Origin of the sequence: Rhizobium glycinendophyticum, assembly GCF_006443685.1 — a bacterium.
Lineage (GTDB): Bacteria > Pseudomonadota > Alphaproteobacteria > Rhizobiales > Rhizobiaceae > Allorhizobium > Allorhizobium glycinendophyticum.
This window is the reverse complement of sequence record NZ_VFYP01000001.1, coordinates 790,577-805,927: the sequence shown is the minus strand read 5'-3', so window position 1 is coordinate 805,927 and position 15,351 is coordinate 790,577. Positions and strand designations below refer to the sequence as shown.

Here is a 15,351-nt window from a genome sequence, read left to right as displayed (position 1 = left end):
CCGCGTCAGTAGGTGAAGAGGCTCGTGCGCACGATCTGGTGCCAGCGATCGAGATAGAGCCGTGCCGTTTCCGGTCCCTGGCTGGTTGCGAAGCGGATGACATCACCGCTCGTGATGATGAACAGCTTCAAAGTGACGCGGACCTTGCCGAGATCTTCGGCCGGGATGAGGTGGGCAAGATCCTTGAGAAAAATCCCCATCAGGTGTTCGTGGTAGTCGTTCGACAGGTGGTTGAGATCCTTGTCCGACTGGATCGCCTGCCAGATCGACATGAAGATGGGTCGCTCGCGAAACAGGGTATGCAGTTCGAACAGTGCATCCGCACCGCGTTTCGCCGCCTCTTCCAGCGAACTTACGCCCGAAAAGATCTGACTGACCCTGTCTTCGATCTCCATCGAGAGGCGATCGTGCAGCGCCTTGAGCACTGCAGCTTTTTGCGGGAAGAACTGATAGAGCGAGCCGATCGGAATGCCGGCACGCTGGGCGATTTCACTCATCGTGACGGTGGAAACGTCTTTTTCCAGAACAAGCGACATGGCCGAGTCCAGGATGGCCTCAAGCCTTTGGACACTGCGCTCTTGCTGTGGCAGCTTGCGCAATGCAAGTCGCACGACTGAAGTACGGTCTATCATCGACATATGACCGACAAATCATGCGTCGGCTCCCTTGATAATCTGCAAGATTAATAGGACGTCGCCGTCGCCAAATGGTTAACGGAATGGGTTTTTTCCCCATACTGAAATATTAACACAAAAAAGGTCGCAGAGAGACGTCAAGCCTTCACGCGCAGATGACGTTCGCGTGCGAGGTCGAAGATCTGGATGCCGTCGCGCGGCCTGCCGCGGCCCCGCCATTTTGGGTGCTTCAAGGTATAGCTGGCATCGTCATAACCGGCCTTCCAGTGCTCCTCGATCGAGCGACGGGAGAATTCTACATCCATGGCATGGGTGGCATGCGAGGCACGGCGATGAATGAGGTGGACAATGGTGACGTCGTATTCCTGACCGATCGAGCGCAGAACCTTAGCGTCTTCGTCGTCGCGGAATTCCGGCGGCAGCTTGTCCAGCAGGCGCTTGGCTGCGCGCCGCACCATCTGGCGGCGGGCGAATTCGTCCGTGTTCATGCGGGTACGGCTGGAATAGCGGATTTCCTTGACGCGGCTTTCCACCTCGAACTGGTCGCGCGGCATGTCGCCCCGGGCATTGAACAGATCGACCTGAAAAATCTCCAGATCGCGCGTCGCGTCGCTCACATTCAGCACATGCTGGAGCGGCGTGTTGGAGACAAGCCCGCCGTCCCAATAGGAGCGGCCATCGATCTCAACCGGTGCAAAACCGGGTGGCAGAGCGCCGGAAGCGGCGATGTGGCGCACATCAAGGCGGGTCTGGCGGTTATCGAAATAGGCGAAGTTTCCTGACTTCACCTCAACCGCCCCTAGGCTCAGCCGTGTCTGGCTGTCGTTGAGCAAATCGAAATCGATCAGCCGGCCCAGCGTTTTCAGGAGGGGGCCTGTATCATAATAGCTCACGCGCATATCGGCATTTTCAAGCAACTGTCTCGGCGTTGGAAGACGCGGCGAGAAGAAGCCGGGCACGCCGAAGAAGGTGGCTGCCATGGCGGCCGCATCGTTCTGCATTCGACGCAAGGTGTTGTCTTGCGCCGCCCAGCCGTAATCCAGGCTGCTGGAGACGGTGTGCCAGAAGTCGCGCAAGTGCACGATGCGCTTGTCGCGCGGGCTGCCGGCGATGATTGCTGCGTTGACGGCACCGATCGAAATGCCGGCGAGCCAATCCGGCTCAAGATCGTTTTCGTGCAGCGCCTCATAGGCGCCAGCCTGATACGCTCCGAGTGCCCCACCCCCCTGAAAGACGAAGATACGGTCGGTCTCAGAGTTGGTGACGGCGTCTGGCATGAGTGGATCCCGAATAATGCTGCAGTGCAGTATATAGCGATGGAAGCGGTTTTAAGCCAGAGCCGGCTCTCCAATGCAGTCATCACTTTTCGGATTGGACGCGAGCTCCGCATTAGCCCCAAAAGTAATTCAGCGACGTGACGCATTCTCGCTTAAGGTCGTGCGGCCTGAATCATCGACCTAGGACCTGCCACATGCCGCTCCCGACCTATCGTGTGCTTCGATCCCTCCTCGTCGCCAGCCTCTTGACAGGAACGCTGATCACAGCCGTTCCAGGACCCGTCCGGGCGGACGAGGCCGAGACCGACCGGCAGATCGAGAACCTGCTCGGCGATCCCGCCGACTACAAGGAGCTCTTCTACGCCTTCCAGAGTGCGGTCGCCGAGGGCAAGGCCGAGATTGCCGTAAGCCTCGTGTCCTACCCGATCACCATCAGCATCGGCGGGGAAGACGCGACCTTCGAGAACGAGGCGCAGTTACTGGACAGCTATAACGACGTCTTCACGGACAAGATCGTGAATATCGTGCGCAGCCAGGATTATGGCCAGGCCTTCGTCAATAGCGAGGGTCTGATGTTCGGCGACGGCGAGGTGTGGATCAGCGGCGTCTGCGAGGACAGCGCCTGCAACAACAGCCTGCCGCGCGTCATTACCATCCAATCCGTCGACTGACGGAAATTGGAACGGCGCGGTCAGGCCGCGCCGTTGGTTGTTGTTCGAGATCTAGGATCAGGCTGCGAGGTCCAGCACGATGCGGCCGTCGATCTTGCCCTCTTCCATGCGCTGGAAGATGGCGTTGATGTTTTCCAGCTTGTCCCAGCTGAAATGCGCGGCGACCTTGCCTTCGCCGGCAAACTGCAGGCTTTCTTCCAGATCCTGACGTGTGCCGACGATCGAGCCACGCACGGTGATGCGCTTCAAGACGGTTTCGAAGACCGGCAGCGAGATGAAGCCCGGCGGCAGGCCGACGAGGGACATCGTGCCCTTGGAGCGCAGGAAGCCATAGGCTTGCTCCATCGCCTTCGGCGAAACGGCGGTGACCAGCGCGCCATGCACACCGCCGGTCGCCTTCTGCACCTGCTCGATCGCATCCTTGTCCGCGCCGTTGACCACGACATCGGCGCCGAGGCTCTTCGCGAGCGCCAGCTTGTCTTCGTGAATATCAGCGGCGACCACATGCATGCCCATGGCTTTGGCATACTGCACGGCCATGTGGCCAAGGCCACCGATGCCGGAGATGACGACCCATTCGCCAGGCTTCACTTCCGCCTCTTTGAGGCCCTTGTAGACAGTGACGCCGGCGCAGAGAACGGGGGCTGCCGGGCCAAATTCGAGGTTGTCGGGAAGCCGGCCGACGAAATCGGGATCGGCAAGGCCGTACTGCGCAAACGTGCCGTTGACCGAATAGCCTGTGTTCTGCTGGCTGCCGCAGAGCGTTTCCCAGCCGGTGCGGCAGGGCGAGCAGCAACCGCAGGCGGTGTGCAGCCATGGCACGCCAACGCGGTCGCCTTCCTTGATGCGGGAGACGCCGGCACCGAGCTTGGCGACGTAGCCGACGCCTTCGTGGCCAGGAATGAAGGGCGGGCTGGGCTTGACCGGCCAATCGCCATTGGCGGCATGGAGGTCCGTGTGGCAGACGCCAGTTGCCTCATACTTGACCAGGATCTGACCGGGACCGGGCTCGGGGATCACCATCTCCTCGATCACCAGCGGCTTGCCGAATTCCCGCACAACGGCGGCTTTCATCATCGATGCCATGTCAATCTCCCAACGTTTCCAAACCTTCCGCCTACCGGCCGACGCCGGGCAGAGCGGTATGGCCGGACCATAGGCGCGCTCGGAATGCAGGCGATTGATCGGTGTCAAACGCGCGGAGATTTCATCAAAACGTCATGGAAAAGCAAAGACGGGGCGTCAGAGACGTGGCAAGGCACCATTTCGGTCCCGGCGTCAGCAGTCAGCTGGTCGCCATCCACGCGACGAGCCAGAGCCACATCAGGAATAGGCTGACGAAACCGGCCATGAAGGATGCCCGACGCAGCGGCAGGTTGCCGGTGATGTGCATATAAGCCTGGAGATAGCGGGAGAGAACGAAAAGCCAAGCCAGCGAAACCGACAGGATATTGTCTGCCTCCATCATGAACAGCAGGATGGAAATGGCGTAAAACAGGACGGGGAGCTCGAACTGGTTGGCGATCGCCTTGTTGACGGCGCGGCTTTCCTCTGGCTCGGCGTGATTTTCCAGGAAGGCGCTGCGATCGATCTTGCCGGCGCGGACCACCGCCGCGCGGCGGCGGACCAGCAGACCGTAGAGGCAGAAGACGAGGAAGGCATGGGCCATCATTGGCCAGAACATCTCGAAACCGCTCATTGTCGACGTCCTCTTTCAGCTCATGAAAACGCCCGGGAAGACCTCCCTTCCCGGGCTTTGTGTCTTATTGGACCAGACTTGCCGCCTCAGTTCGCGCCCGGATAGTTGGGGCTCTCGCGGGTGATCGTCACGCCATGCGGGTGGCTTTCGCGCAGGCCGGCACCCGAGATGCGCACGAAGGTCGCCTTTTCCTGGAACTCCTTGATATCCTTGCCGCCGACATAACCCATGGCGGCCTTGAGGCCACCGGCGAGCTGGTGCAGGACGGCCGAGACCGGGCCCTTGTAGGGAACCTGGCCTTCGATGCCTTCCGGTACGAGCTTCAGCGTATCGCGTACTTCCGCCTGGAAATAGCGGTCGGCCGAGCCGCGGGCCATCGCACCGACGGAGCCCATGCCGCGATAGGCCTTGAAGGAGCGCCCCTGGTAGAGATAGACCTCACCCGGGCTTTCATCGGTGCCTGCCAGCAGCGAACCGACCATGACGGCCGAGGCGCCGGCAGCAATTGCCTTGGCGACGTCGCCCGAGAACTTCAGGCCACCATCGGCGATAACTGGGATGTCCAGCTTGTTGGCTTCTTCAACAGCCGCCATCACGGCTGCGAGCTGCGGCACGCCGACGCCGGCCACGATACGGGTGGTGCAGATCGAGCCCGGGCCGATGCCGACCTTGACGCAATCGGCGCCCGCGTCGATCAGAGCGCGGGTGCCCTCGCCGGTCGCGACATTGCCGGCAACGATGCGAATGGCGTTCGACATCTTCTTCACATGGGCGACGGCATCCAGAACCTTCTGGCTGTGGCCGTGGGCGGTGTCGACGACGATGACATCGCAGCCGGCGTCGATGAGGCGCTCTGCGCGCTCGACGCCGTCGTCACCGGTGGAGATGGCAGCGGCGACCCTCAGGCGGCCCTGGGCGTCCTTGGCGGCATGCGGGTTGAGCTGCGACTTCTCGATGTCCTTGACGGTAATCAGACCGACACAACGGCCTTCATTGTCGATCACGAGGAGCTTCTCGATGCGATGCGAATGCAACAGGCGCTTGGCCTCCTGCTGGTCTACCCCGTCCCTGACCGTGACGAGGTTTTCGCGGGTCATCAGCTCGTAGATCTTCTGGTTCGGATCGGAGGCGAAGCGTACGTCGCGGTTCGTCAGGATGCCGACCAGGCGACCGGGACGGCTTGCGCCCTCGACGACCGGGATACCGGAAATGCCGTGCGCGCTCATCAGCGCCTTGGCTTCCGCGAGTGTGGCATCCGGGCCGATGGTGACCGGGTTGACGACCATGCCGCTTTCGAACTTCTTCACCTGGCGGACCTCTTCGGCCTGCTCGACAGGGGTGAGATTGCGGTGAATGACGCCGATGCCGCCGGACTGGGCCATGGCGATGGCGAGCCTGCTTTCGGTGACCGTGTCCATGGCGGATGAGAGGATCGGCAGAGAGAGTTCGATGTCTCTTGCAATCCGGGTGGCGATATTCGTCTGACCCGGCATGACGACCGAGTGCCCCGGCTGCAGGAGGACGTCGTCGAAGGTGAGCGCTTCTGCGCCGGTTGCCGACATTACGATGCGTGCCATTGCCAATTCCTTCGTTTGAATAGGCAGAATCCGGCCGGAAAACGGGAATCCCGTTCGGTCGCTTCTGCATGAAATGCTTGGAAGTTGGCGAGGGCTGGTAACACGTTCATGACAGGAAGGGAATAGCAAAACCTGCAGGTCTGACGCCCGATGGAACCTTTCACCCGGGGATCGCGATGAAGAGAGGGAAATTCAATCTTCCTAATAAAGAGATCGTCAAATCCGATGTGCTATCAAACGCGTCGTCCCTCGGAGGAGCACGGGGACGCAGACGGAGACGGTCCGATGGTCATCGGTGACAGCAGCAAGAGAGCGCGGCCGCACAGAGACGCGCATGACGATGTTCTTTCCGGCAAGATTTGCGCCCGACGAATAACACTGATGGCACGATGGGCGACCACCGTCCTCGACCTTGAAGATGCGCAAACCTATGCCGAGGAACTGGCTCGGGCTGCTGCATCCGGCGATGCCGGGCTTCTAGATAGGATCCGAACGGATTTCCAGGCTGCGGGCATCGAGATCTTGGACGAAGTTCTGCAGGATCGGATGGTGGCCCTGTTGCGCAGCGCTGCAGAGGAGTTGCGGCGCAGCGAGCATGGCCATCCCCACCGCGGTACCGAGGATGGGCCAAATTGACTCTGTGCGACAGAAAAGCCCGCGCGAAGGGGATCGCACGGGCTCCGATGGGTGGCAACAAAGATCAGATGTCGAACTGATAGGCTTTGGGCACGAAGCGGTAGCCTTCTTCGATCTTCTCGGCATAACCTACGGCCGGGAACGGCATGTGATATCCAAGGAAGGCGAGCTTGTCGGTCGCGATCATGTCGAAGACCCTCTTGCGCGTGGCTGCGGCAGCCGCCTTATCCATGTCGAAGCGGACTTCCCAGTCCGGACGCTGGAGCGACAGCACGAAGTGATTGGCGGTATCGGCGGTCAGCACCAGCTGGCGGCCATCCGACTCCAGCCGGTAGATCATGTGGCCCGGTGAATGGCCGAAAGCCGCCATGCCCGTGATACCGGAGACCACCTCGCCGCCATCGCCGATAAAGGTCATCTTTTCCGCCAGAGGCTTGACGTTGGCCAGCACACCCTTCTGGCCGTTTTCCGCCGGGGTGCCGGCACGGGCCGGGTCGACCCAGAAATCATATTCCGCCTGTCCGGTGACGTAACGCGCATTGGGGAAAGCCGGCTGCCCCCCTTCCATCAGGCCGCCGATGTGGTCGCCATGCATATGGGTCAAGACGACGATCGTGACGTCTTCGCGCTTGTAGCCGGCGGCGGTCAGGCCCTCGGCCAGACGACCGAGGCCGTTGGCACGCCCCGCCTCTCCCATGCCCGTGTCGAAGAGGATGACGTCAGAGCCGGTATTGACGAGCACAGGAGCAAAGCTGTTGACGAAGTTGTCGGCTGGCAGAAAATTCGCTTCAAGCAAAGCACCGACCACTTCGGGCGTCTGGTTGGTGCCGAATGTTTCCTGCGGCTTGCCAGAGGGGCGAGCGCCGTCCTTGACGACGAGGACCTCGAACTTTCCGACATTGAAGCGGTGCGTTTCGGGAGGCATGGCGTGATCGATGCTCATGGATGTGTCGGCACTCGTCTGTTGCGCCACGGCGGCGCGCGTCATGATCATCGGCGATGCAAGCGCGAGGCCGGCTCCGCCCAATACCATTCTTCTGTTCATCGACATCTTGAAATCTCCTCAACGACAAGTCCTCTACCCCCGGATCGAGGGGCCGCAACGCGACATAGGCTGGACAAAGCGAGAGGAAAGTTCCCTCACACCATCGTGATGCAGGCTTGCGCCCTCTGTCCGCCCGACGGACCACGCCTTTGGGAACGCGCTGCAACGCAAACGGTTTCACCCCATGTGCGAATGCAGTATGAGGCCCTATCTGCCGTGTCCCAACGGCCTCTCCGGAATGCCGATGAACCGCATCACCCCCCTGATCCTCGCCGTCGCCCTGTTCATGGAGCAGATGGATTCCACTGTGATTGCGACCGCGTTGCCGACAATCGCCGCCGATCTCGGCGTTGGGCCGATCACGCTCAAGCTTGCCCTCACTGCCTATATGGTGGCGCTTGCAATCTTCATCCCGGTCAGCGGCTGGATGGCCGACCGCTTCGGCGCCAAACGAATTTTTCGTGCCGCGATCGTCGTGTTCATGATCGGCTCGCTGCTTTGTGCCATCTCCGGTTCGCTCCTCTTCTTCGTCGCCTCGCGCTTCCTGCAGGGCATGGGAGGCGCGATGATGACACCAGTCGGGCGACTCGTCCTGTTGCGCACCACCAAGAAATCCGAGCTGGTCTCTGCCATGGCGCTTCTCACCATTCCCGGCCTGCTCGGACCGATCACCGGACCGCCGGTGGGTGGTTTCATCACCACCTTTTTCAGCTGGCACTGGATCTTCCTGATCAACATTCCGATCGGACTTTTGGGTCTCTTCCTCTCCAGCCGCTACCTGCCGGAGATCGAGCCGATCGAGACCGCAGCGATCGACTGGCGCGGCTTTGCGTTCAGTTCCGGGGCAGCCTCCGGCCTGGTGTTCGGCCTTTCTGTCCTCAGCCTGCCGGCTTTGCCGATTGCCGTCGGCGCGACCGCTACGCTCGGCGGCATCCTCTGCCTCGTGCTTTATGTGGTCCATGCTCGGCGCCACCCTGCCCCGCTGCTCGCTCTGACGCTGTTTGCCAACCGGAGTTTTCGCGCGGCCATCATCGGCGGCACCGTGTTCCGCATAGCCGCCGGCGCGACGCCCTTCCTTTTGCCCCTGATGCTGCAGTTGGGTTTCGGTATGAGCGCCTTCCAATCGGGCATGACCACTTTCATCGCAGCCGTCGGCGCTATCTCGACCAAATTCATTGCCAGGCGCGCCTTTGCTGCGGCCGGCTTCCGGAACCTGCTGATCGCGGCCGGCATCGGCGGAGCGATCACGACGGCGGCGAACAGCATCTTTACACCGGCCACCCCGATCGCGTTGATCATGACCATGCTTTTGATCGGCGGCTTCTGCCGATCCTTCTTCTTCACCGGGGTGAACACGCTCGGTTATGCCGAAATCGAAGACGGGCAGGCATCGCAGGCGACGTCGCTGACCTCGGTGCTGCAGCAAGTGAGCCTGGCGCTGGGCGTGGCAACCGCCGCCGCCATCCTGGAGGCGAGCACGCGGGTGACCGGAGAGACGCTGTCGCTCGGCGATTTCCATCTGGCTTTTGCGATTGTCGCGGGATTGTCCATCTTCGCGGTCCTACCCTTCTTCGGGCTGTCGCGCGATGTCGGCTCGGCGGTGTCAGGCTATCGGCGGGCGCCCGAGGACGATACGATCAGCGTGAAGTGATCACGCCTTGATCACTCAGGCCGTTCGCACAGCGCCGACAGCTTGTTGCCATCGGGATCGCGGACATAGCAGGAATAAAAATTGGGATGGAAGATACGGATGCCCGGTGCGCCGTCATCCGTGCCGCCATGGGCGAGCGCTGCCGCGTAGAACGCATCGACCGCTGCCCGTGACGGCGCCTCGAAAGCCGGCATGGAGCCATTGCCGACGGTTGCCGGGCGGCGATCGAAGGGATGCGTGATCCAGAACCGGCAGCGACTGTCGCCGGCCACCGCATATCCAGCCTCGTTGTCGTCGATCTCCCGCCGCTCGATGCCAAGCGTCGAAAGAACCGCATCGTAGAAGCTGACTGCGCGGGGCAGATCGTTGATGCCGATGGTGATGTAGGTGAACATGCGCCTGCCCGCCTCAGTCCTGGTCGAGATCTTCGGTTTCCGGAACATCCTCGCGCGGATCACGAGCAAAGCCCTCCTCGTCCAGTTCGACGACGCCCGCTCCCCTGCGCCCCTTGAAGCCCTTGGCGAGCAAGAACATCTCGACCGATTCCTGCCGCGAAGAGGCAGGCTTGATATGCAGCACCTGGCGAAAGTTCTGCTTCAGCATGTTGAGCAGGTCCTTTTCCGTGCCGCCCTGGAACGTCTTGGCGAGGAAGTGACCGCCTTCGGACAGAACTTCGACGGCGAAATGCGCCGCGACTTCGCACAGATGCATGGTGCGGATGTGGTCGGTCTTCTGGTGGCCCGTGGTCGGTGCCGCCATGTCCGAGATGACGAGGTTCGGCGTGCCGCCGACCGCCTCGATCAGCTGGCGCGGGGCATCGGGATCAAGAAAGTCGAGCTGCAGGATTTTTACGCCCGGTAGAGGCGCCATTTCGAGGAAGTCGATTGCCGCGACGCGGATATCCTCATCCGTCGAATCGGTAACCTTGGCGGCAATCTGCGACCAGCTTCCAGGCGCCGCACCCAGATCGATGATGCGAGTCGCCCCTTTCAGGATCTGATGCTTCTCGTCGATCTCCAGCAGCTTGAAAGCGGCGCGGGCACGATAACCCTCGAGCTTGGCGCGCTGGACATAGGGGTCGTTGATGTGGCGCTCGATCCAGCGCCTGGACGAGGCCTTCAGCTTGCCCTTCTTGACCTTCTGGCCGAGCTTGCGGCCAGTTCTGTTGCCGGCAATGGGTGGTTTTGCCATTCTCAGCGTTCCCTCGAAGTCTGCGGCGCCGGATGCGGGCGGCGGCTGCGGCCCCGTCGCCAGACACCGTCATCGGCCATCATGTCGGTCAAAAGTCCCTCGCGCAGGCCACGATCCGCCACCCGCATGCGGCTCGATGGCCAGCGGCGGCGGATGGCTTCCAAAATCGCGCAGCCAGCGAGCACCAGATCGGCGCGATCCGGTCCGATGCAGGGATTGGCTGCGCGGCCGGCATAATCCCACGACAAGAGTTTCGCCTGCATCGCCGTCACCTCGGCATCGGTGAGCCACAGACCATCCACCTTGCGGCGATCGTAACGCGGCAGGTCGAGATGCACGCCCGCGAGCGTCGTGACCGTTCCGGAGGTGCCGATCAGATGGAAATCATCGGGAACCCCGCCCGGTCCGAAGCCGAGGTCGGGGCAATCGAACCGCTCGAGCATGCCTTCGACCTCACGGGTCATCGCCTCGAAGACGTCGGGCGTCACATCGCGACCGCCATGGCGCTCGGAGAGCGTGACGACGCCGACCGGAAGCGAGGTCCAATGGGTGATGTGGTTAGCGAGTCGGCTGGAGCGGTTGTCCGCAATGCGAATGACGGCAATTTCGGACGACCCACCGCCGATGTCGAACAGAACCACCGAACGGGCCTCGCGCCCGACCAGCGACGAGCAGCCGGACACGGCAAGGCGCGCCTCGGTCTCGCGGTTGATGATCTCAAGTTTCAGGCCGGTCTCGGCGGTCACCCGTTCGAGAAAGAGTTCGCCGTTCTCCGCCGCCCGGCAGGCTTCGGTGGCAATCAGGCGCATGCGCCTTATGTCGCGACCGGCCAGCTTCGAGGCGCAGATGCGAAGGGCTTCGACGGCCCGGTCCATGGCATCCTGCGACAGCCGGCCGGTGGCGCCTAGACCCTCGCCGAGCCGGACGATGCGGGAGAAGGCATCGACGACGCGAAACTGCCCGGGCCGGGTCGGCTGGGCGATCAACAGACGGCAATTGTTCGTGCCGAGATCAAGTGCCGCATAAAGATCGTCTGAGGCAAATTCCCAGGTGCTGCGGGGCCGCTCCGTCACAGGGCCCTGCGGAGGGCGCGGGGCATGCGACTTGGCCGGAGCGAGCTTCGGCGTGGGTGCGGGATCCACAGCACGGGCCTTGTGGGCGGCAGAGGGCGGTTCCGATCCCGTGAGTGGCCGGACATGCCCGGGCTTCAGGCCGTGGCCGCGCCGACTGCGGTTGCGCCGACCCTTGCGCGCTTGCGGCTGGTCGCCCCGGGTGGCCAACGGCTCCCCGGTTGCCGCACCCGCTGAGCCTCGCGCGGGGTCACTATGCCGCTCCGATGCCTGCGATTGTGGATGACGAACCTGCGAGCCAGATGCGCCGTCGGCGACGACAGCACCGCCGGTGGAGCCGACCGGTCGCATAGACTGCGCCTCACCAGACCTCGTTACACCAAGCGTTTGGGGATTGGCGGAAGGCGCTCCCGCACCCTTGCCGCGCCGGCGGCGCTTTCGCTTGCGGATGGGGCCATCCGCAATCACCGTTTCGGAACGTCGCTCAGGGACCGACGCTGCCGCCGATCCTGCCGAAGCAGAAGTCTCAAGACCGTTCATTGCCGGCCCCGCCTTCTTGCCCTTGCCGCGCCGGCGGTGTGACCCGCCCTTGCGCCTGCCTGTCGACGCCCCCTCGCTTTTCGGCTGTCCGCCGCGACTGGGGTCTGTCACTGAAGTTATCCACTGAACCGCGCAAGGCGCCGAGATCGACGCGTGCCGCTGGTGTCATCATTCGTTTCGTTGGGCAAAGCATACCAGCGCAAGCCACTTGCGCCAAACGGTTTTTCTGAAAGGCGCGAGAGCCGGGACGAGAACCGGACCAGAGCCGCAAAAGACGGGATCCTGGAGTGCTTTGTCGGTGCCGACAATTTCCATGATTTTTTTCAGCTTTGGGTCTTTGCAATGCCGAAGCTTTTGTCTATAAGCCCGCTCACCGATCGCGCAAGCGATACCCTGGTGGGGAATAGTTCAACGGTAGAACGACGGACTCTGACTCCGTTAATCTTGGTTCGAATCCAGGTTCCCCAGCCAATTCTCCCAAAAGCCTTGATTCTCATGTTTTTCCGTCGTGCCGGATCCCGTTTTGGCATCATCGGCGACCTGATGCCCAAAGGTGATGCCCACGCGAAATTTGCGTGGCGGCGTCGCCGGTGGCAGGCAAGGGCAGAAACTTCATGGCGGTCCGCCACGACGTCGAGAATCTCACCCGCCGCGGCAATATCTTCTATTGGCGCGCGCGTATCCCAACCGCCTTTGGGCAATGCCGGACGGGCAGCCGGCTTTCACTCAGCCTTCACTGTTCTGATCAAAGGCATTGGGAGGGCCTCCAATTGCAAAAGAGCTCAAACACACCTATAAACGATATATACAGTCAAACTGTATATATCGTTTATCCTTGAAGGGCCGACAATGTCTGATGAGAACAAGGAAGTGGTTCGCCGCTTCAACATCGAAGTGATCCAAAATGGGAACGAAGCCGAGTTTCAGGCTCTGATGTCTCCCAGCTTCATAAATCACTCCGCCCCGCAAAACATGCCTCGTGGTCCTGAAAGCATGTGGAACACCTTTGAGAGCGTTCTACGTCCCGCCCTGTCGAACCTGAAAATAGTAATCCACGACCAGATCGCTGAGGGAGACAAGGTCACCACCCGAAAAACCATCAGCGGAATTCACTCTGGCCCGCTGTTCGACATTCCGGCGACAGGACGAGAGGTGACAATTAGCGTCATCGATATCGTGAGAATTGAAGGCGGCAGATATGCGGAGCATTGGGGCTTGAACACGCTGTCGAACGTGATTGCCGCTCTGTCCAAGGACTGATCTGTCTCGCTAGCAGAGCCGTTCGATGATGCGGATGGCCGCTTCGAGCGTTCGTCTGTCCTCTTCGGACAGGCGCTCCTCGATCCGTTCGGCGATCTGCGCCGTTCGGGCTTGGCGGGCGCGGGTTAACCGCGCACGCCCCTCCTCAGTGAGGAAAAGAAGTTCGCTGCGACGGTCCGCCGGATTGGGCATCTTGCCAATTAGACCCTCGATTTCCAACTGACCGACAACCAGCCGCATGCTTTGGTGGCGAACGTTGCGACGTTCGGCCAGTTGGGCAACGCTTAGTGGCCCCTCCCGATCCAAAAGCGACAGTGTTTCTGACTGCGAAGTTGTCGGTGTCTGTGCCCCGGACTTTATGTCGCGGATGAAGCTGCCGAGCGCATGACGGAGCGCTTCAGCAAGCGTGAGCGCATCTATCTGACTACTGGAGCTCATCTCTTGATTTTCATTTCTTTGGTGCGACCTCAGGACAGCGATTCCGCAACCCTTCGCAGTGCGCGGATCAACCGCAGGATGACTGCCAGAAATAGGCATCATAAGTAGTAGCAGTCTGCAAGAAGGGATGCAGACCGAGTGCTTTCAGGTCAAGATCCAGCTAGCCCCAACGTCACTCTAAGGGCAAAGCAGTTCCGCGAAAATGCTCGCCACAGCTCCGCCCCCCCACTCCGGAGCGGAAATCATTGCCGCTCTCCCGTCATATCGGCGCCGTCCCAAAGCCAAGCATAAAGATGGCATCCAACGTCGCCCTCGGCGGAAAGATATAGGGAAATCAGAGGCTATATTGGTAAGCCTCTGACATCATCTGAGAACCCAGGTCTTCGAGACAGACTCTTGTAGATCGGTTTTCCGCTGAAACTCCGCGTCCGTTTCTCACAAGAAAAAGTAATGCCTTCTCAACAATTTGAGCAGCCCTGGCCGCCGTTCTTCATGCCATCGTTGTGCGCAAGCAGGCCTCCTAAAGTTGACTGGGGACCCGCAAGCAATTTGTTTACGGAAACAGACAGTCGGCTATTGGCGCAACGCATAGGATGAAGCATGCTTTCAAATGCCGATTAATCTGCATGATGTCATCGTCATGCACGAAGTGCGAGAGCCCAATCACTGCAACTAAACCGGCACATGACCCGACCCTGCCTGAGGGAGCGGCACAGTCCTTCGGTTGGCAGACAATTTCCGGTATCTTGTCGGCGTGAGATTGTGGTGTCGGAGAAAGACCCGATTGAAATTCGAGAGATTGCGATACCCCACTTCGAAGCAGATGTCCGTGATCGGCATGGAGGTATCGGTCAGTAGCTGCCCCGCCTTCCAGATCCGAAGCTTGTTCACGTGGTCAGTAAAGCTGTTGCCGCTGTTCTTCTTGAAAAATCTCGAAAAGGAACTGTCACTCATACCGACCATGCGTGCCATGTCCGGCAAGCGGATATCTTCCGAGAGATTTGCGAAGATATATGCGAAAACCTGTTGCAAGGCTTCGAGAGAACCATAGCTCAGGTCCGGCACATAGGCCTCCGAAGACAGGATATCGACTTCGTCGGTGTCTCGCAGCAGCGAGAGCAATGACAAGAAGGTCGCAAGGCGTGCCGATCCCGTCTGAAACTCCATGTCGAGTATCAGCGCTTCTGCCTTTTCCCTCGCCCGTCCCTTGAATGAGAGCCCGCGTTGCGCGCGGACGAAGAATTCCCGCAGTCCCGCCAGTTCTGGAAGAAAGGCAGAGGCCTGCTCCAGCTTGGACGGCAGAAACTGGATGACAATATCGCGCCCAGGAATGCGCTCACCGTCACCAAGTGGCGTGACCCAGTCATGCGGCAGGTTGCTTCCGATCAAGGAGATATGGCCCGGCGCAAACGCGCCGACATGATCACCCGCCAGCAGAACGCCGCTGGCATTGGGAATGTAATGGATCTCCACCTCCGGGTGGAAATTCCAGACATTGCGTTCCCACGGATAGTCGTCCCGGCGCCAGAGAAATGTCTCGTCAGCGCCTGTCAACACATATTCAAATCTCGCCACCGTTGGCGAAACAACCGACATAGCCACCCCTCCCCAGACTTTCTCAGACTGCCCATAGCGTCAACAACCGGTATTAGATTGTGCAA

The 15,351-nt window shown here is 60.8% G+C and carries 15 protein-coding genes and 1 tRNA gene; 5 read left to right on the top strand and 11 right to left on the bottom strand.

Translation table 11 applies throughout. The annotated features are described in order from the left end of the window. Positions 1-5: 5 nt before the first annotated feature. Together FJQ55_RS03850 and FJQ55_RS03845 are read right to left on the bottom strand one after the other, a co-directional pair. Positions 6-632: a TetR/AcrR family transcriptional regulator gene (locus FJQ55_RS03850; protein ID WP_140826379.1), complete on the bottom strand. Its 627-nt coding sequence runs from the start codon at positions 630-632 to the stop codon at positions 6-8. Positions 633-772: 140 nt separating this feature from the next. Then, positions 773-1,912 carry a DUF3734 domain-containing protein gene (locus tag FJQ55_RS03845; protein WP_140826378.1) on the bottom strand — a complete coding sequence of 380 codons (1,140 nt, stop codon included), beginning with the start codon at positions 1,910-1,912 and terminating at the stop codon, positions 773-775. Positions 1,913-2,106: 194 nt separating this feature from the next. Between FJQ55_RS03845 and FJQ55_RS03840 the strand changes: the two genes are divergently transcribed. Next, positions 2,107-2,583: a hypothetical protein gene (locus FJQ55_RS03840; RefSeq protein WP_140826377.1), complete on the top strand. Its 477-nt coding sequence runs from the start codon at positions 2,107-2,109 to the stop codon at positions 2,581-2,583. A 57-nt stretch (positions 2,584-2,640) separates the two neighbouring features. Here the strand turns inward: FJQ55_RS03840 and adhP are convergent, their stop codons facing one another. From adhP to guaB, 3 genes are all read right to left on the bottom strand, one after another. Further along, the gene (gene adhP, locus FJQ55_RS03835) at positions 2,641-3,669 is read right to left on the bottom strand and encodes an alcohol dehydrogenase AdhP (RefSeq protein ID WP_140826376.1); all 1,029 of its coding nucleotides are present in this window, start codon (positions 3,667-3,669) and stop codon (positions 2,641-2,643) included. Positions 3,670-3,868: 199 nt separating this feature from the next. Next, entirely contained in the window at positions 3,869-4,282 is a 414-nt protein-coding gene (locus FJQ55_RS03830; protein ID WP_140826375.1) for an MAPEG family protein, read from the bottom strand. An 86-nt stretch (positions 4,283-4,368) separates the two neighbouring features. Next, entirely contained in the window at positions 4,369-5,859 is a 1,491-nt protein-coding gene (gene guaB, locus FJQ55_RS03825; RefSeq protein ID WP_140826374.1) for an IMP dehydrogenase, read from the bottom strand. A gap of 285 nt (positions 5,860-6,144) precedes the next feature. Between guaB and FJQ55_RS03820 the strand changes: the two genes are divergently transcribed. Then, positions 6,145-6,495, top strand: coding sequence for an ATPase inhibitor subunit zeta (locus FJQ55_RS03820; protein ID WP_161596942.1), 351 nt, complete (start codon positions 6,145-6,147; stop codon positions 6,493-6,495). A 64-nt stretch (positions 6,496-6,559) separates the two neighbouring features. Here FJQ55_RS03820 and FJQ55_RS03815 read toward each other — a convergent pair whose 3' ends face one another. Beyond that, positions 6,560-7,540, bottom strand: a complete 981-nt coding sequence (locus FJQ55_RS03815; protein WP_140829065.1) for an MBL fold metallo-hydrolase — start codon at positions 7,538-7,540, stop codon at positions 6,560-6,562. Positions 7,541-7,784: 244 nt separating this feature from the next. On the opposite strand from FJQ55_RS03815, the gene FJQ55_RS03810 reads away from it, so the two are divergent. Beyond that, the gene (locus tag FJQ55_RS03810; RefSeq protein WP_140826372.1) at positions 7,785-9,191 is read left to right on the top strand and encodes a DHA2 family efflux MFS transporter permease subunit; all 1,407 of its coding nucleotides are present in this window, start codon (positions 7,785-7,787) and stop codon (positions 9,189-9,191) included. 11 nt (positions 9,192-9,202) lie between these two features. Here the strand turns inward: FJQ55_RS03810 and FJQ55_RS03805 are convergent, their stop codons facing one another. The 3 genes from FJQ55_RS03805 to FJQ55_RS03795 are packed head-to-tail and all read right to left on the bottom strand — an operon-like array spanning position 9,203 to position 12,103. After that, positions 9,203-9,586 (bottom strand): VOC family protein, encoded by a 384-nt coding sequence (locus FJQ55_RS03805; protein ID WP_140826371.1) that lies wholly within the window; start codon positions 9,584-9,586, stop codon positions 9,203-9,205. A gap of 13 nt (positions 9,587-9,599) precedes the next feature. Continuing rightward, positions 9,600-10,382, bottom strand: coding sequence for an RlmE family RNA methyltransferase (locus tag FJQ55_RS03800; RefSeq protein ID WP_140826370.1), 783 nt, complete (start codon positions 10,380-10,382; stop codon positions 9,600-9,602). A 2-nt stretch (positions 10,383-10,384) separates the two neighbouring features. Further along, positions 10,385-12,103, bottom strand: a complete 1,719-nt coding sequence (locus FJQ55_RS03795; protein ID WP_140826369.1) for a Ppx/GppA phosphatase family protein — start codon at positions 12,101-12,103, stop codon at positions 10,385-10,387. Between the two features lie 286 nt (positions 12,104-12,389). On the opposite strand from FJQ55_RS03795, the gene FJQ55_RS03790 reads away from it, so the two are divergent. Together FJQ55_RS03790 and FJQ55_RS03780 are read left to right on the top strand one after the other, a co-directional pair. Further along, a tRNA-Gln gene (locus tag FJQ55_RS03790) sits at positions 12,390-12,463 on the top strand. A gap of 378 nt (positions 12,464-12,841) precedes the next feature. Next, complete coding sequence (locus tag FJQ55_RS03780) at positions 12,842-13,252, top strand: ester cyclase (protein WP_140826368.1); 411 nt, start codon at positions 12,842-12,844, stop codon at positions 13,250-13,252. A gap of 9 nt (positions 13,253-13,261) precedes the next feature. Here the strand turns inward: FJQ55_RS03780 and FJQ55_RS03775 are convergent, their stop codons facing one another. Together FJQ55_RS03775 and FJQ55_RS03770 are read right to left on the bottom strand one after the other, a co-directional pair. Then, entirely contained in the window at positions 13,262-13,690 is a 429-nt protein-coding gene (locus tag FJQ55_RS03775) for a MarR family winged helix-turn-helix transcriptional regulator (protein WP_161596941.1), read from the bottom strand. A gap of 672 nt (positions 13,691-14,362) precedes the next feature. Further along, positions 14,363-15,286: a helix-turn-helix domain-containing protein gene (locus tag FJQ55_RS03770; protein ID WP_140826366.1), complete on the bottom strand. Its 924-nt coding sequence runs from the start codon at positions 15,284-15,286 to the stop codon at positions 14,363-14,365. Positions 15,287-15,351: the final 65 nt, after the last annotated feature.

What these genes read in the sequence shown, in the direction of transcription:
- FJQ55_RS03850 (WP_140826379.1), bottom strand. Translation starts at nt 632, where the DNA reads ATGATAGACCGTACTTCAGTCGTGCGACTTGCATTGCGCAAGCTGCCA.
- FJQ55_RS03815 (WP_140829065.1), bottom strand. Translation starts at nt 7,540, where the DNA reads ATGAACAGAAGAATGGTATTGGGCGGAGCCGGCCTCGCGCTTGCATCG.
- FJQ55_RS03770 (WP_140826366.1), bottom strand. Translation starts at nt 15,286, where the DNA reads ATGTCGGTTGTTTCGCCAACGGTGGCGAGATTTGAATATGTGTTGACA.
- adhP (WP_140826376.1), bottom strand. Translation starts at nt 3,669, where the DNA reads ATGGCATCGATGATGAAAGCCGCCGTTGTGCGGGAATTCGGCAAGCCG.
- FJQ55_RS03805 (WP_140826371.1), bottom strand. Translation starts at nt 9,586, where the DNA reads ATGTTCACCTACATCACCATCGGCATCAACGATCTGCCCCGCGCAGTC.
- FJQ55_RS03845 (WP_140826378.1), bottom strand. Translation starts at nt 1,912, where the DNA reads ATGCCAGACGCCGTCACCAACTCTGAGACCGACCGTATCTTCGTCTTT.
- FJQ55_RS03800 (WP_140826370.1), bottom strand. Translation starts at nt 10,382, where the DNA reads ATGGCAAAACCACCCATTGCCGGCAACAGAACTGGCCGCAAGCTCGGC.
- FJQ55_RS03830 (WP_140826375.1), bottom strand. Translation starts at nt 4,282, where the DNA reads ATGAGCGGTTTCGAGATGTTCTGGCCAATGATGGCCCATGCCTTCCTC.
- FJQ55_RS03820 (WP_161596942.1), top strand. Translation starts at nt 6,145, where the DNA reads ATGGTCATCGGTGACAGCAGCAAGAGAGCGCGGCCGCACAGAGACGCG.
- FJQ55_RS03775 (WP_161596941.1), bottom strand. Translation starts at nt 13,690, where the DNA reads ATGAGCTCCAGTAGTCAGATAGATGCGCTCACGCTTGCTGAAGCGCTC.
- guaB (WP_140826374.1), bottom strand. Translation starts at nt 5,859, where the DNA reads ATGGCACGCATCGTAATGTCGGCAACCGGCGCAGAAGCGCTCACCTTC.
- FJQ55_RS03780 (WP_140826368.1), top strand. Translation starts at nt 12,842, where the DNA reads ATGTCTGATGAGAACAAGGAAGTGGTTCGCCGCTTCAACATCGAAGTG.
- FJQ55_RS03840 (WP_140826377.1), top strand. Translation starts at nt 2,107, where the DNA reads ATGCCGCTCCCGACCTATCGTGTGCTTCGATCCCTCCTCGTCGCCAGC.
- FJQ55_RS03810 (WP_140826372.1), top strand. Translation starts at nt 7,785, where the DNA reads ATGAACCGCATCACCCCCCTGATCCTCGCCGTCGCCCTGTTCATGGAG.